Annotated in this window: 16 protein-coding genes; all 16 read right to left on the bottom strand. The window is 50.4% G+C overall.

The annotated features are described in order from the left end of the window. Positions 1-127: 127 nt before the first annotated feature. The 16 genes from purF to leuB all read right to left on the bottom strand — a co-directional run bounded on the left by purF (position 128) and on the right by leuB (position 15,468). Positions 128-1,663 carry an amidophosphoribosyltransferase gene (purF, locus tag METH5_RS0113695; protein ID WP_029149038.1) on the bottom strand — a complete coding sequence of 512 codons (1,536 nt, stop codon included), beginning with the start codon at positions 1,661-1,663 and terminating at the stop codon, positions 128-130. A 31-nt stretch (positions 1,664-1,694) separates the two neighbouring features. Beyond that, positions 1,695-2,213, bottom strand: a complete 519-nt coding sequence (locus METH5_RS0113700; RefSeq protein WP_029149039.1) for a CvpA family protein — start codon at positions 2,211-2,213, stop codon at positions 1,695-1,697. Positions 2,214-2,221: 8 nt separating this feature from the next. Next, a complete protein-coding gene (locus METH5_RS15935; RefSeq protein ID WP_232411056.1) occupies positions 2,222-2,590 on the bottom strand; it encodes an SPOR domain-containing protein in 369 nt (122 codons plus the stop codon). Then, complete coding sequence (locus METH5_RS15940; RefSeq protein ID WP_232411057.1) at positions 2,574-2,978, bottom strand: hypothetical protein; 405 nt, start codon at positions 2,976-2,978, stop codon at positions 2,574-2,576. The genes METH5_RS15935 and METH5_RS15940 overlap by 17 nt, the downstream gene beginning before the upstream one ends. 61 nt (positions 2,979-3,039) lie before the next feature. Next, positions 3,040-4,335: a bifunctional tetrahydrofolate synthase/dihydrofolate synthase gene (gene folC / locus METH5_RS0113710; protein ID WP_081726747.1), complete on the bottom strand. Its 1,296-nt coding sequence runs from the start codon at positions 4,333-4,335 to the stop codon at positions 3,040-3,042. Then, positions 4,335-5,201: an acetyl-CoA carboxylase, carboxyltransferase subunit beta gene (gene accD / locus METH5_RS0113715; RefSeq protein WP_029149041.1), complete on the bottom strand. Its 867-nt coding sequence runs from the start codon at positions 5,199-5,201 to the stop codon at positions 4,335-4,337. The genes folC and accD overlap by 1 nt, the downstream gene beginning before the upstream one ends. Before the next feature lie 50 nt (positions 5,202-5,251). Next, positions 5,252-6,052, bottom strand: a complete 801-nt coding sequence (gene trpA, locus METH5_RS0113720; protein ID WP_029149042.1) for a tryptophan synthase subunit alpha — start codon at positions 6,050-6,052, stop codon at positions 5,252-5,254. Positions 6,053-6,148: 96 nt separating this feature from the next. Continuing rightward, complete coding sequence (gene trpB, locus METH5_RS0113725) at positions 6,149-7,351, bottom strand: tryptophan synthase subunit beta (protein WP_029149043.1); 1,203 nt, start codon at positions 7,349-7,351, stop codon at positions 6,149-6,151. A 24-nt stretch (positions 7,352-7,375) separates the two neighbouring features. Continuing rightward, positions 7,376-8,023 (bottom strand): phosphoribosylanthranilate isomerase, encoded by a 648-nt coding sequence (locus METH5_RS0113730; RefSeq protein WP_029149044.1) that lies wholly within the window; start codon positions 8,021-8,023, stop codon positions 7,376-7,378. Positions 8,024-8,040: 17 nt separating this feature from the next. After that, entirely contained in the window at positions 8,041-8,814 is a 774-nt protein-coding gene (truA, locus tag METH5_RS0113735) for a tRNA pseudouridine(38-40) synthase TruA (protein ID WP_029149045.1), read from the bottom strand. 98 nt (positions 8,815-8,912) lie between these two features. Then, positions 8,913-11,900 (bottom strand): FimV/HubP family polar landmark protein, encoded by a 2,988-nt coding sequence (locus METH5_RS0113740; RefSeq protein ID WP_029149046.1) that lies wholly within the window; start codon positions 11,898-11,900, stop codon positions 8,913-8,915. Between the two features lie 208 nt (positions 11,901-12,108). Continuing rightward, positions 12,109-13,221, bottom strand: coding sequence for an aspartate-semialdehyde dehydrogenase (gene asd, locus METH5_RS0113750; RefSeq protein WP_029149047.1), 1,113 nt, complete (start codon positions 13,219-13,221; stop codon positions 12,109-12,111). A gap of 44 nt (positions 13,222-13,265) precedes the next feature. Continuing rightward, positions 13,266-13,385: an entericidin A/B family lipoprotein gene (locus METH5_RS0113755; RefSeq protein WP_157381523.1), complete on the bottom strand. Its 120-nt coding sequence runs from the start codon at positions 13,383-13,385 to the stop codon at positions 13,266-13,268. Between the two features lie 17 nt (positions 13,386-13,402). Further along, on the bottom strand, positions 13,403-13,897 hold the full coding sequence (locus METH5_RS0113760) for a YajQ family cyclic di-GMP-binding protein (RefSeq protein ID WP_029149049.1): 495 nt from the start codon (positions 13,895-13,897) through the stop codon (positions 13,403-13,405). Positions 13,898-13,998: 101 nt separating this feature from the next. Then, positions 13,999-14,310, bottom strand: a complete 312-nt coding sequence (locus tag METH5_RS0113765) for a pyrimidine/purine nucleoside phosphorylase (RefSeq protein ID WP_029149050.1) — start codon at positions 14,308-14,310, stop codon at positions 13,999-14,001. A gap of 87 nt (positions 14,311-14,397) precedes the next feature. Further along, complete coding sequence (gene leuB, locus METH5_RS0113770; protein ID WP_029149051.1) at positions 14,398-15,468, bottom strand: 3-isopropylmalate dehydrogenase; 1,071 nt, start codon at positions 15,466-15,468, stop codon at positions 14,398-14,400. Between the last annotated feature and the right edge of the window lie 94 nt (positions 15,469-15,562).

Raw genomic sequence — 15,562 nt, forward strand, 5'->3', positions numbered from 1 at the left:
GGGTCTTTGGGCTCTCGCTTTAGCAGTATTTATAATGCGCCCGCAAGCTGAGTTTGGCTTCGTTTAAAGTTCGCCACTCAAATCAGCGCAATTTGATTAAACGCCTTTTACTGGCGGCTGTCAACCTTTACTCGGCACCCACCAAGTCTGTAGACAACAGGTTTAAGTCAAGCTGAGTTGCCGAGTTGGGCGGCAGCTGCTTTTTATTCATGTCACTACGCGCAGACTCAATGCGGTTTAAGTAGGCCGCATCAATATCACCGGTGACATATTTGCCGTCAAAACAACTACAGTCAAATTCTGTCATATGTGGATTTGACTTGGCGATGCTTTCGCGCAATGCATCCAGGTCTTGATAAATCAGCGCATCGGCACCGATTTCGGCACAAATTTCTTCATCGGTACGGTTAGTCGCCAACAGCTCATGACGGCTAGGCATATCAATGCCATACACGTTTGGATAACGCACTGGAGGCGCTGCAGAAGCGAAGTAAACTTTGTTGGCACCGGCATCACGTGCCATCTGCACGATCTGTTGCGAAGTGGTTCCACGCACAATGGAGTCATCCACCAGCAACACATTTTTGCCTTTAAACTCAATACCGATCGGGTTGAGTTTTTGGCGCACTGATTTTTTACGCAAGGCCTGACCCGGCATAATAAACGTGCGGCCAATATAGCGGTTTTTGATAAAGCCTTCACGGTAATCGAGGCCCAACGCAATGCCGAGCTGCAAAGCACTGGGGCGGCTGGTATCAGGAATCGGGATCACGACATCAATTTTTTTATCGGCCCACTCACGTTTGATTTTTTCAGCCAGCAAAGTGCCCATATCCAGGCGAGTCTGGTACACAGAGACGCCGTCGATCACAGAGTCTGGGCGAGCGAGGTAAACATACTCAAAAATGCAGGAGGTCAGTTTTGGGTTGGCTGCACATTGACGGCTAAACAGGTTGCCGTCCATATCAATAAACACCGCTTCACCAGGTTCAACATCGCGCACCATGGTAAAACCCAGCACATCCAGCGCCACACTTTCAGAGGCAACAATATGCTCTGTGCCTTTGTCGGTGACTTGTTTGCCAATAACCAATGGGCGAATGCCATTGGGGTCACGAAACGCCAGCAGGCCAAAGTTAGCGATCATCGCGACTACCGCATAAGCACCCTTGCAGCGTCTATGTACGGCGGCAACCGCATCAAATACCATGTCGCTGTTGAGCAATGCATTTTTTGAGGTACTTTCAATCTCATGTGCCAGCACATTCAACAATACTTCAGAGTCAGAGTTGGTGTTAATGTGGCGCAGGTCTTGCCTGAACATTTCAGACTTGAGTTGCTCTGAGTTAGTCAGGTTGCCGTTATGGCCTAACACAATGCCAAATGGTGAGTTCACATAAAACGGCTGCGCTTCAGCGGCGCTTGAAGAGCCTGCTGTTGGATAACGCACATGGGCAATGCCAACATTGCCGACCAGGTTACGCATGTGGCGTGTGTGAAACACATCTTTCACCAGGCCATTATTTTTATGCATGTGGAAAGTATTGCCATCACAAGTGACGATACCAGCGGCATCCTGACCACGGTGCTGTAATACCAGCAAACCGTCATACAACAACTGACTCACCGGGTTTTTGCCTACAATACCGATAATTCCACACATAGCGACATCCTATCAAACACTTGATTACAAATTAAATAGCAGACTCATCTACCCGCTGATGATCCAAATGTACATGCCTAGCAATACTAGATGGCATCAACGGTAGCAATTTCAAGACCAGCGCCTCCACTGGCGCACTGAATGTAGCATTTGCCCAGCGCGGGTCTTTTGGTAAATCAGTCATGGCGGCCAGCATCACCAGAATACACACGACTAACACACCTTTTACCACACCTGCTACGCCACCGAGTATTCTGTTAAATCCGCCTAAACCAATCGCCTTGATCAGCGTGGTAAGCAGCAGCGCCAACAAAGCGCATAGAAACAGCACCAGTAAAAATACCACCAAAAATGCCGCCATGGCTTTGACTGCTTCGCCAGGAATCTGCTCAGGCATGTAGGCCATCACTTCACCATTAAAACGGTTAGCCAGATAAAAAGCCAATATCCAGCCCAACACAGAAAATAGCTCGCGGATGGCACCACGCATCAGACCCACTAAAATGGAGAAACCAATGATGCCCAGTACCAGATAATCAAAAGCGGTCATGGCGGATGTCAGGACTTGCTAGCCACAATACCGCTAAATCCGGCCGCTTCCAGCTTTTTCAAGGCGGCGGCGGCATCGTTGCGCGTGGCATAAGTACGCGTACGCAAGCGTAACTTCTGCCCGGCGGCATCGACTTTTTCAGTGGCAGCCTCAAACCCCGCCTGCTTCAGCTTACCTTGCAGGTTTTCCAGGTTTTTAGGGTCTGAAAATACACCAAACTGTACAAAAAACTGCCCTGTTTTTTTATCGGACGCAACAGGCGCTTCTTTAGGTGCGGGTTTAACCGCCGCAACTTTGGGTTCAACTTTGGGTTCAACTTTGGGTTCAACTTTGGGTTCAACTTTGGGTTCAACTTTGGGTTCAACTTTGGGTTTCAATGGCTGGTGCAGGCTTCACTACCACCGGGGCTGGCTCTGGCGTCACTGCCGGTTTGGCCGGCTCAGGTTTCGTTGTTTTCTGTGGCGCAACCGGGGCAGGGGCCTCTTCAATACGCGCTTCAGCGACGTCTTGGGTGGCCGTTTCAGACGCATTAGCAGTGGTAGCCGCTTCGTTATCCAGCACCACTTCGTCGTCCGGCAATTCTAGAATAGGCTCGCGATTGGCTTGGCGATTCACCACCGTAATTTCTACGTTGTCATGGCTAGACTCAATCACCCTGTCCTTAAGCACAAAAGGCAGCACAATCAGCATCAAAACCACCAGGGTGATTGCCCCTACCAACCGCCTGCGGGCAGTTTTTTTGAGCAACAGTTCGTTGTCTGTCAAAGCATCTCTCGCCATCTTGTTTGAAGTTCTAACTCAGGTCCATGTAGGTCACAGGCCGCACTTATGCGCCCCATTGATCAGGCGTTAATTCCAGTATTGCAGCCACGGTAAAGAATGAGCCGAACACGATAATTTTATCATTTTTTGCTGCTTTTTTATAAGCAGTCTGCAATGCTGTTGGCAAATCTGTATGTCGATGAATATGTGCCAGCGGCACTTTTTGGCTTAAACTCGCGTGCAAGTAATCCATGCTGGCTGCGCGTGGATGCTGTATAGGCGCAATATGCCATGTATCAATCACTGCATGCAGGATATCAACCACACTGGCGATGTCTTTGTCAGACAGCATGGAAAACACGGCAATTACCTGACTACCATCCGCTGCCAGGCGTTGCAAATTATCGCGCAATGCACGCGCTGCATGCGGGTTATGCGCGACATCCAGAATCACATCTGGTGCCTGTTGCCAGTATTGAAAACGCCCGGTGACTTCAGTCGCCGTCAATGCCTGCAACATTTGCACCTCAGCCACCGGCAATGTGGCTTGTAATGCTCGCACGGCAAAGATGACATTAGCGGCATTGTTCCATTGGTAATGGCCAAACAAACGCAAGGTACCAACATCCAGCTCGCCTTGCGCATCACGGTAGTGCGCGTGTTGCGTGTCTGTCATATCAATCTGGTAATCCACACCAAAACGATTCAGCTTGACGCCAAGTGTCTCTGCATACGCCAACAATGATGCTGGTGGTGCGATATCACCACAAATCGCAATTTGCGGCTGACGATAAATGCCTGCTTTTTCATGGCCAATCAATTCACGCGTGTCACCTAAAAACTCCATGTGATCAAGGTCAACATTGGTCACGATCGCACAATCAGCATCAACAATATTGACAGCATCGAGGCGCCCGCCCAACCCGACCTCGAGAATCACGACGTCTAGCGGTTGTTGCTCAAATGCCCACAGGGCGGCCAGCGTGCCCATTTCAAAATAAGTGAGTGTGATGTCACCGCGCGCCTGCTCCACGGCAGCAAAAGCCTGACATAGCAACGCATCGGCAATCACCTGTGCATTAAAGCGCACGCGCTCCTGATAATGCACAAGATGTGGTGAGGTATAGCAGCCAACCTGGTAACCTGCCGCATGGTAAATACGCTCCAGCATGGCACAGCTTGAGCCTTTACCGTTGGTGCCGCCGACAGTAATCACGATAAACGGAAACTGCAACTGCAAGCGTGCTGCCACCGTTTGTACACGACCCAAGCCCATTTCTATGGATTTGGGGTGCAAGGATTCAATATAGCCGAGCCAATCTTCAACTGTTTGCGGCAGCTCGGATATCACAGGTGGCATCAGGCAGCTTTGTTAATATTCAAAAAACTGGCCAATAGCTGGCTCATTTTGGCGCGCATTTCACGACGGTCGACAATCATATCAATGGCGCCGTGCGTCAACAGAAACTCTGCACGCTGGAAGCCTTCTGGCAACGTTTCGCGCACGGTCTGCTCAATCACACGCGGGCCAGCAAAGCCGATAAGCGCATTGGGCTCCGCGATAATCACGTCACCCAGCATGGCAAAACTGGCTGAAACCCCACCCATGGTCGGGTCGGTTAATACCGAGATATATGGCAAGCCAGCTTCAGACAACTTGGTCAATGCAGCGCTGGTTTTAGCCATTTGCATCAATGACAACAAGCCTTCTTGCATACGCGCACCGCCACTGGCAGAAATACAAATGAACGCAGATTTGTTCTCGATGGCAGCTTGTACACCACGCACAAAGCGCTCGCCAACCACAGAGCCCATAGAGCCACCCATAAACTTAAACTCAAACACGGCTGCGACCACAGGCACGGTTTCTATCGTGCCTCGCATCACAATCAGTGCATCTTTTTCTTTGACGTCACGCTGCGCCGTCTTCATGCGCTCGGCGTAAGTTTTGCTATCTTTAAACTTGAGCGCATCGACAGGGGTTACGTCGGCGCCAATTTCAATGCGGCCTTCCGCATCCAGCAATACATCCAGGCGGCCACGGGCACCCAGGCGGTGGTGATGTCCACACTGCGGGCAAACCTCCAGGTTGGCATCCAGATCTGTACGATAAAGCACTGTTTGGCAGGCATCACATTTATGCCATAGGCCCTCAGGCACATTACGTTTTTGTACAGAACCAACGGCACGTTTAATTTTTTGTGGAATCTTGTCTAACCAGCTCATAGTTTCTCCTGCTTTGATATTGCGATATTCTGAAGACATCAATGAATGGCCTATACAGAGTCAATCGCAGTACGTAATTCTTTGGTTAATGCCTGCACATTGGCGATCAAGTTACCGGCGTCAGAGTTTTCAATCGCCAGCACCATACGACTGCCCACGACAACCGCATCGGCAATGGTGGCCACTTCACGCGCCGTGGCCGCATCTTTCACGCCAAAGCCAACACCAATCGGCATGCTGGTCTGTTTGCGTATCTCTGCCACGCGCTTTTTCACTTCAACAATATCCAGGTTGGCTGCGCCAGTCACGCCTTTTAGCGAGACATAGTACAAAAAGCCGGTGGCCTGTTTTACGATGAGTTCAGTGCGTGATGGCTCAGTTGTCGGCGATAACAGAAAAATGCTATCAATATCTGCACCAGCCAGCTGTTGATTAAATACTTCGCACTCTTCAGGCGGATAATCCACCGTGAGTACACCATCAACCCCTGATTCTTTAGCCAGAGCCACGAACTGCTCGCTACCCATGGCCTCAATCGGATTAGCATAGCCCATGAGTACGATAGGCGTTATTTGATTGCTTGCGCGAAACTCTTTGACCATGGCCAGCACTTTACGCAGGCCCATTTTGTGTACCAGTGCGCGCTCACTGGCGCGCTGAATCACCGGGCCATCTGCCATCGGGTCAGAAAAAGGCACCCCAAGCTCAATCATATCGGCGCCAGCAGCGACTAATGCATGCAACAAGGGCACGGTTTGATCAGGGTGTGGATCACCCGCTGTAATGTAGGGAATCAGTGCCTTTTTACCTTGTGCCTTGAGGCTGGCAAATACAGATTGAATGCGGGACATAAGAATGCTTTTTTAATTAATTCAAATAAAGACCGTGGATTTGTAATGCATGTTTGCGCTAAATGATTCACTGCATTAGCGCAAAACGGCCAAAGGTCACAGGGTAATATTAGCTAAACGCGCCACGGTATTAATGTCTTTGTCACCACGACCTGACAGGTTCACCAGCACGATCTGGTCTGGGGACATGGTTTTTGCCAGTTTTTCTGCGTGTGCCAAGGCATGGCTGGATTCCATCGCCGGGATAATCCCCTCGGTGCGACACAAATTATGAAAAGCGGTCATCGCCTCTTCATCGGTGATCGCGACGTATTCAGCGCGTTTGATATCTTTTAACCAGGCATGCTCAGGGCCAACACCGGGATAATCCAGGCCAGCAGAAATGGAGTGTGTTTCAATGATGTTGCCATCTTCATCCTGCATCAGATAGGTACGGTTACCGTGCAACACGCCTATCGGACTGTTTGTGGTTAATGGCGCCGCGTGCTGGCCAGTACTCAAACCATGGCCACCTGCTTCTACGCCAATCAGGCGCACGCCTTCTACATCAATATAGGGATAAAAAATCCCCATGGCATTAGAACCACCGCCGACACAGGCGACGATAGCATCCGGTTGGCGGCCAACCATTTCCTGCATCTGCTCTTTGGCTTCAATGCCAATCACGGCCTGAAAGTCACGCACCATCATCGGGTAAGGATGCGGCCCGGCCACGGTGCCGATAATGTAAAAAGTATTAGAGATATTGGTGACCCAGTCACGCATGGCCTCATTCAAGGCGTCTTTAAGGGTTTTTGAGCCGCTTTCGACGGGCACGACGGTGGCGCCCAGCAACTTCATACGGAACACATTGGGTGCCTGACGTTTTACGTCCTCTGCCCCCATGTACACCACGCACTCAAGGCCTAAACGGGCCGCAATGGTTGCGGTTGCCACACCATGCTGGCCAGCGCCGGTCTCTGCAATCACACGCGGCTTACCCATGCGCTTGGCCAACAATGCCTGGCCAATGGTGTTGTTGATTTTGTGCGCGCCAGTGTGGTTTAAATCTTCGCGCTTAAGATAAATCTGTGCGCCGCCAACCTTGTCGGACAATCGCTTTGCGTGATAAATCGGACTCGGGCGACCAACAAAATGCTTAAGATCATAAGCATATTCGGCCAAAAACTCGGGGTCGTGACGGTACTTCTCATACATCAACCGCAGTTCTTCCAGGGCTTCCACCAGGGTTTCTGCGACAAAAACGCCACCAAAAGGGCCAAAATGACCGTGCTCATCTGGCATGTCATAGACTTGCATGCGTTACTCCGTCTCTCGTTTTCTTTACTCAATCCGCCCATTACGTGCAGCATCACACTGCACCACTTGCTGCATGAATGCAGCTATCTTTTGCGGGGATTTCACCCCTTTTTGTGCCTCTACCCCGCCACTTACATCCAGTGCATAAGGATGCACCTGACGCGTGGCTTGCATGACATTCTCTGCATTTAAACCGCCTGCCAAAATCAGCGGCTTGCTTAAACCGGCAGGAATCAAAGACCAGTCAAATGCTTCACCTGTACCTCCCACGGCTTTTTCAGAGTAAGTGTCCAGCAGCAAGGCTGACGCTGACGCAAAATCAAGCTCGCATTGTACCAAATTTACCCCTGGTTTGACGCGGATTGCTTTGTAATATGGCAGATTAAATTGTGCACAATAGTCTGCTGATTCGTCCCCATGAAACTGTAAATAGTCGAGACCTGTGCTTGCAATCACTTGTCGCACCTCGTCTGCGGAGGCATTCACAAACAAGCCTACTTTACTCACAAAGGGCGGCAACGCGGCCATGATGGCCTGCGCCTGCACGGCGCTGACGGCGCGCGGACTCGGCGCGTAAAATACAAAGCCCAATGCATCAGTCCCCGCAGCAATCGCGGTCAGCGCATCCTCCAAACGAGTGATGCCACAAATTTTAACCCTGGTTCTTGTCATTGAGTTGAGTGCTTTCTTTAGTCCCAGCGTGCTTCGCAAGCAGGTAATTGCCAACTGGCATCATAAGCGACACCCGTAAAATACAAGCCATCCGGCATAAACGTAGGCGGTGAAAGACGCCGGTCTTTGTTCTGCAGTAAATCGGCAAACGCAGTGGCACTTAATTTGCCCTGCCCTACATAGACCAAGGCGCCAACCATATTACGAATCTGGTGCTGCAAAAACGCGTTAGCCTGAAAGCTAAAAATAATGTATCGGCCTTGTTGCGTAATATCCGCACGATGCATGGTTCGTATCGGCGTGCTGGCCTGGCATTCGCTGGCCCGAAAAGCACTGAAATCATGCTCACCAAGCAACACTGGCACCGCCTTCTGCATCACTGCCACGTCCAAAGGCCTGTGATACCAGCCCACGCGGCCATGCTGACTGGCGGGTGCTACCGCATGGTTATGCAACACATATTGATAGCTACGCGCACGGGCACTAAACCTGGCATGAAAGTCATCTGCAACCTCGACTGCCCACAATATACGCACCCAGGCAGGCAAATGCGCGTTGGTGCCTCGCACCCACGCGCTTAACGGTCTGACCACAGAGGTTTCAAAATGTGCCACTTGCATCAAAGCATGCACGCCTGCATCGGTCCGCCCCGCCGCATGCAAACGCACTTTGGCACCACCCACTTGTGCAATCGCATGCTCAATGGCATCTTGTACGCCTGCTGCATTAGGCTGACTTTGCCACCCCTGAAAATAGGCGCCGTGATATTCAATACCAATCGCAATTTTCATGGCGCCTAGTATAAGGGCTGCCTGTGATTACGCCAAATCTGGCTCAGCCATCAATCAGCGCCAGACAATATGAACAAGGCCGGGAATCCGGCCTTGTTTTAAGCAATTTTTGCAAGCAATTCGCTGGCTCGCTGCTGCTGGCGCTCACCGCCCTCAGCCAGCACCTCGTCAATTAACTCTTTGGCCCCCACCACATCTTCCATGTCGATATAGGCCTGAATCAAGTCTAACTTGGTATTCACCTCTTCCGGCTCATCGGCTATAGACTCAGTGCTTGCTACAGAAGCTTCTGCAACATCCAGAGAGATTTCAGGAAAAGCCACATGATCGCCCGCAACGTCTACAGCAGGCGACTCATTCAAGAGTGCCTCAGCAGAGCCCAGGCTGATTTCCTCAATCTCCAGACCATCATCTGCCGCCTGTTCAGCCTTGTCACCACTCGGGCTACCCAGCTCAAGCGACAATTCAGGCAAAGACTCAAATACAGCATCATCAGTAGACAGCGTTTGCTCACCAGTGGTGGCTGACAATGTGCTAATGCTAGCGTCGGCGCGTTGGATTTCATCTTCTAAATTAAGAGAAGGCAAATCCAATGCTTTAGGTGTTAGCGCCAGATCAGTGTCAACGCTTAAACCATCTTTTAAATCATCACTAGTTAAATCATCAGTAGCAGATTCTACAGCGGCAGCACGTTCAACCTCAACACCAGGTTCAACTTCGAAACCGGGCTCCACCTCAAAACGCACTGTCTCTGCAGCTTGAGCAAGCTCATCTGCCGGCGCGAGTGAACTTGGCTGTGTGTTTAAAAACTCAAGCGCTGTCTCACTTGCATCAGGTGCAGGCATATTAACTGACAGCGCATCTACATCACTCAAGGCCGTTGGCTTATCAGCTACAAAGGCCATACTGACTTCTTCTGCGGCAACGCTAGCTGTGCGCTCAGCGAGCGTCTCTGGCTCAGCGCTGGCCGCAGCCACAGCTTCTGAAGCCCCATCAAACTCCAACGCAGGTGCTTCAAAGTTAAAGTGATAAGCATCCTCTTCGTTTGGCGCTTCCGTCACGGGCAACGCGACCGCTGCAGCTGATGTGGCGACGTCAATAGCCGCATCACCAGCTGCTGATGGCACGCTTTGATACAAGGCATTTTCTGGATCCAGCTTCTGACCCATGACGCTGACTTTTGACCAAGTCGCATCAGCAGGGCCCGCTTTGGCATAAACGTCGCTGGCGAGTGACTCAAACGCGACTTTATTGCCCGTCGTTTGATAAATCTCCAGCAATTTTAATTTAAGCTCCTGACGCTCAGGGTCTTTTTGAATCGCGTCTTTGAGAATCTCCTCAGCTTGTGCATCACGGCCATACGCCATGTATACCTCGGCCTCGGCAATCGGGTCTACGTCATGCGAATCTATCATGCCGCCAACACCACTTTGAGAGAAGTCGGTCAGAAAAGAGGTATCGCCAGAAGCCGCCGCTTGAGTATCACCAAATACCGTATTGTTCTGCATCTCGGTCGCGGGTGACGTCACAATCACGTCTTCAAAGTTATCAATCTGTTTTTTACGACGAATACGGATCAACGCCCATACACAAAGCAGCACAGGCAATGCAATCAATGCCAATGGCAACACCGGGCTGATATTTTTCAAACGCTCTAGCAACACATGCATAAATGACGGCTGCTGCACGGCAACCTCAGTTACAGGCGCTTCGGCAGGCAGTTCAGGCTTGACTGGCTCGGCAACAGGTGCCGGCTTGGCTTCTACAACAGGCGCTGACGGCACAACTGGTTGTGTCACAGCTGGCGTGCTGGCTTGTTCAGCAGGTTTTTCCTCAGTGGCTGCTTTTGGCGCTACTTTAGCGTCAGCAGCAGCCTGGGCAGCATTTTTCTCTGCTTGCGCCATGGCGCTATTTTTCATCTCCATCAGCTTTTTCATGTCTGCGACTTGTTTTTCCAGCGCAGCGGCACGAGATTGCTCTTCTTTGATGGCATTAGCCTTGGCGGTAGCGTCTTCTTGCGCCGCAGTCGCAGAGGCTTTAGCAGCAGCTTTGTCCGCTTGCGTGGTCGACTTTTCGTCACCGGCAGACAACTTCAAGACATCTTTACCCGCTTTGGCTTGAGGCACAGGCTTTTCACCTGCGGCGCCAATTTTGCCTGCAGACTGCTGCGTATTGCCGCCTGTTTGGCTGGGTGCTGTTTCTTTAACAACTTTTGCCAGCGAGTTTTTATAGGCTTGCCAATTGGTCGCATGCTCGGCAATCAAACTTTTTGCCTGCGGCCGGCTCACACTGTTCAACGTTGCCTGGTCTGGCATGCGAATAATCTTGCCGACCTTTAAGCGGTTCATGTTTCTACCATCAAACGCTTGCTGATTCGACTGATACAGCGCTGCCAGCATTTGCTCTACGCTGACATTGTCAGGCTTCATTTGTCTGGCAATCGCATATAAAGTATCTCCACGCTCGGTGGTTAATGCATCGTCTGTGTTGGCAGATTCCTCCGCAACAGTTTGCTTAGGGGCAGGCTTTGCTACCACTGGCTTGGCCTGCACTGGCTTTCTGGCTTCTGGCGCAGTGTTCTGCGTGGTGTCACGTGCAACAGCCGCTGCGGCATTGTTGCTAGGCGCAGCTACTTCTGTCTGGCCGGTCACCGGCAATCCGGCAGATTCAGACACATAATTAGAGTTAAAACCAGGCGGGTCAAGCAGCAAGGTATACTCTTTGACCAGGCGGCCAGTTGGCCAATCCACCTGAATCAGCATGTCCAGGAAAGCCTCTGTAATCGGTTGTGAGCTGGTCAGTTTGAGGATGGGCTGACCTTTAGTATTGTTGCCGACTTCAATTTTAATAAAAGGATAAGAAGCAGGTTTTTCCAGCATCTGGTCCTGATAGACCTGCTCGCTGGCCAACGCCGCCTGAATGCTATTGAGCTCTGCAGGCGTGACTGCCAGCAGCTCAATTTCCGCATTGAGCGGCTCACCCAGTTTCGAGCTTGAAATCATGCTCCCCAAACCGGCGGCATGCACCGAAAGGGCCGTACTCAAACTCAAGGCAAAGGCTATTTTTTTTAATTGAAATTTACTCACCGATTAACCCTTATTCATTCATGGCGTTTGTCAAAATAGCATCATTCAGACAGCCACGCAAGCGCGCCCAGGCGGCTTTGGAGCAATAAATACACCGATTTGAAGCTATAGTCCTCATTAAACAGGATTATATAAAAAGCAAAAGCCCGAAAAGACCATGATTTCATTAATAAATCATGGCTTTACGGGCTGCTAGTTAAACTATTACTTAAGCTTCAACCAGAATTCTCAACATCCGACGCAATGGCTCTGCTGCGCCCCACAATAACTGGTCACCCACGGTAAAGGCTGACAGGTATTCACCACCCATCGCCAACTTGCGCAAACGACCCACCGGAGTGGTTAAGGTGCCTGTAATCGCCGCAGGGGTAAGCTCAGTCACACTATCCACACGCTGATTCGACACCACCTTGGCCCACTCATTGGCTTCAGACAGCATCTGGTGAATTTCATCCATAGGCACATCTTGACGCAACTTGATGGTGAGCGCCTGTGAATGGCAGCGCATGGCGCCGATGCGTACACACAAGCCATCAATCACAATCGGATTGACTTCACGACCTAAAATCTTGTTGGTCTCTACGCCACCCTTCCATTCTTCTTTGCTTTGGCCATTGCCCAGGTCTTTATCAATCCATGGAATCAAGCTGCCAGCCAGTGGCACGCCAAAGTTAGCGGTTGGCAAGGCTTCACTGCGGATAATATCTGCCACGGTTTTGTCGATCTGCAAAATGGCAGAAGCCGGGTCTGCCAGCAACCCAGCCACTGAAGCATTGATTACACCCATCTGGTTAATCAGCTCGCGCATATTTTGTGCACCAGCGCCTGACGCCGCCTGATACGTCATTGAGGTCGCCCATTCAACCAGGTCCGCCTTGAACAAACCATTGAGTGCCATCAACATCAATGACACGGTACAGTTGCCGCCAATCCAGTTTTTGCCACCATTGGCCAATGCATCTTTAATGACATGCATATTGACCGGGTCTAACACAATGACGGAGTCTTGCTCCATGCGTAAGGTTGAGGCCGCATCAATCCAGTGCCCGTTCCAGCCGGTTGCACGCAATTGTGGGAACACCTCGCTGGTGTAATCACCACCCTGACAGGTGACGATCACATCCATCTGGCGCAAGGCGTCAATATTTTTGGCATCTTTGAGCGCAGGGGAGTCTTTGCCTACTTTAGGCGCAGCACCACCCGTTTGCGAGGTGGTAAAAAACTGCGGTTCAATCTCGGCAAAATCGTTTTCCTGCATCATGCGCTGCATCAGCACAGATCCAACCATGCCGCGCCAGCCTACAAACCCTACTTTTAACATAGTGACTCGATATTTCAGCCGGAGCATCCGGCATTAACAATAAATTATTTGGAAGATTTCTGAACAGCTTCACCGGCCTGCTCAATATCTTTACCCATCCCGTTAATCGTGTTGCAGCCTGCTAATACCATCACTGCCAACAACACTGCCATCCACTTCGTCATGCTTTGTCTCCCGATGACTAATCTCTAAAATTACCGTATTTCAAAGGGAAATCGGTAATGCTTTTTTTCACGAACGCAATCGCCTCTTGCAGTACATCACGTTTAGCACCGTTCACGCGCACCGTATCGCCCTGAATGCTGGCCTGCACTTTCATGCCGCTGTCTTTAATCAGCTTGGTGATTTTTTTGGCCAGATCACTATCAATGCCATCACGCACATGCAACTCTTGCTTTACCTTGTTGCCTGACACTTTTTGCACGTCTTTGTGCTCCAGGCGCTTGGAAGACTCAGGCTCTTTTTTCTCCATGGCTGGCAACAGAATGTCTTTCACCTGGTCCAGCTGAAAGTCATTGTCCCCAAACAAGGTGATCACCTTGTCTTTTTCGTTAAACTCAATTTTGGCCGACGTGCTTTTGAAGTCATAACGATTGGTAATCTGCTTGATCGAAGCATCAATCGAATTTTTCAAACTCACCATATCGACTTCAGATGTAATATCAAAGCTTGGCATATTTTAGACCTCAAAAGCGACGGCAGGACAAGACGTAAGCGCGCAGGCAGTACATTCAGTACAACAAGCGCTTGCAACGCGGTCCTGCCGAGCAATCACAATTATTCGAAGTGGCAGACGTAGTCTACCGTTTCTACGACTTCAATATCAAAACTGGAATTTCCAGGCACAGTAAACTTCTCACCGCCTTGATAGGTGGTCCAGTGATCTTCGTCTTTCTGACGCACCTTGCACACGCCGTCATTAATTTCCATCAGCTCAGGTGAGGCGGTATTAAAAGTTAACGTGCTAGGGAAAATCACACCCACCGTACAGCGTGTGCCGTTTGGAAACAGAACGGTGTGACTCACACATTTGCCGTCAAAATAGACGTTGGCTTTCTTTTTTACACTGACATTATCAAATTGTGCCATTTTTAAATTCCTAATAAATACTAGTTACGACTATATCTTAAAAACTGCGCGAGAGGGATGCAGTACCATTCGCCTGCACAGCGAGTGTTACATGGCAGCGACGATCTGGTCACCCATCTCAGAGCAAGAAACACGTTTGGTGCCCTCTTCGTAAATATCGCCAGTACGGTAACCTGCAGCCAATACTTTTTTCACCGCGTTTTCAATGCGGGTCGCGGCAGTTTCGTTATCAAAGCTGTAACGCAACATCATGGCAACAGACAAAATTGTCGCAATCGGGTTGGCCAGGTTTTTACCAGCGATATCCGGTGCCGAGCCATGTGATGGCTCATACAAGCCTTTTTTGCTTTCGTTCAATGAAGCAGACGCCAACATACCAATTGAGCCGGTTAGCATAGAGGCTTCATCAGACAAGATGTCACCGAAGATGTTACCGGTCACCATCACGTCAAATTGTTTTGGATTGCGGATCAGCTGCATGGCGGCGTTGTCGACGTACATATGGCTCAATTCCACTTCTGGATATTCTTTGGCCACATCAATGACGATCTCTTTCCAGAACTCGGTGGTTTCCAGCACATTGGCTTTGTCTACCGAGCACAGTTTTTTGCCACGTTTCATGGCAATTTCAAACGCCACATGCGCAATACGGCGTACTTCTGGCTCGCTGTAAATCATGGTGTTAAAGCCTTCGCGCACGCCCTGCTCGTTAGTGCGCATACCGCGTGGCTGGCCAAAATACACGTCACCGGTTAGTTCGCGCACGATCATGATGTCCAGGCCTGCCACCACTTCTGGTTTCAAAGTTGAGGCGTTTGCCAACTCTGGAAACAATACGGCTGGACGCAAGTTAGCGAACAGGCCCAAGTCTTTACGAATGGCCAGCAAACCACGCTCTGGGCGCAACGGGCGATCAAGATTGTCATACTGTGGACCACCGACAGCCCCTAACAATACAGCATCGGCTTTACGACAGACTTCCTGCGTGAATTCAGGATATGGATGACCAAACTGGTCATAAGCCTGGCCGCCCAGTGGCGCTTCAGTAAAGGTCATGTCCAGACCTTCTTTTTTCAACACTTCGAGCACGCGCAAGGCCTGCGCAATAATTTCGGGGCCGATGCCATCACCAGGCAATACAGCGATATTTAATGCCATTATCTTTCCTAACTTTAATATTTAATCATGATAAAAGCCCTTATAAACCGTCGTGAGCGATTGAATGGCTAGGCGCCCGGCGCACAGAAACCGC

The sequence above is a fragment of the Methylophilus sp. 5 genome (genome assembly GCF_000515275.1).
Taxonomy (GTDB): Bacteria; Pseudomonadota; Gammaproteobacteria; order Burkholderiales; family Methylophilaceae; genus Methylophilus.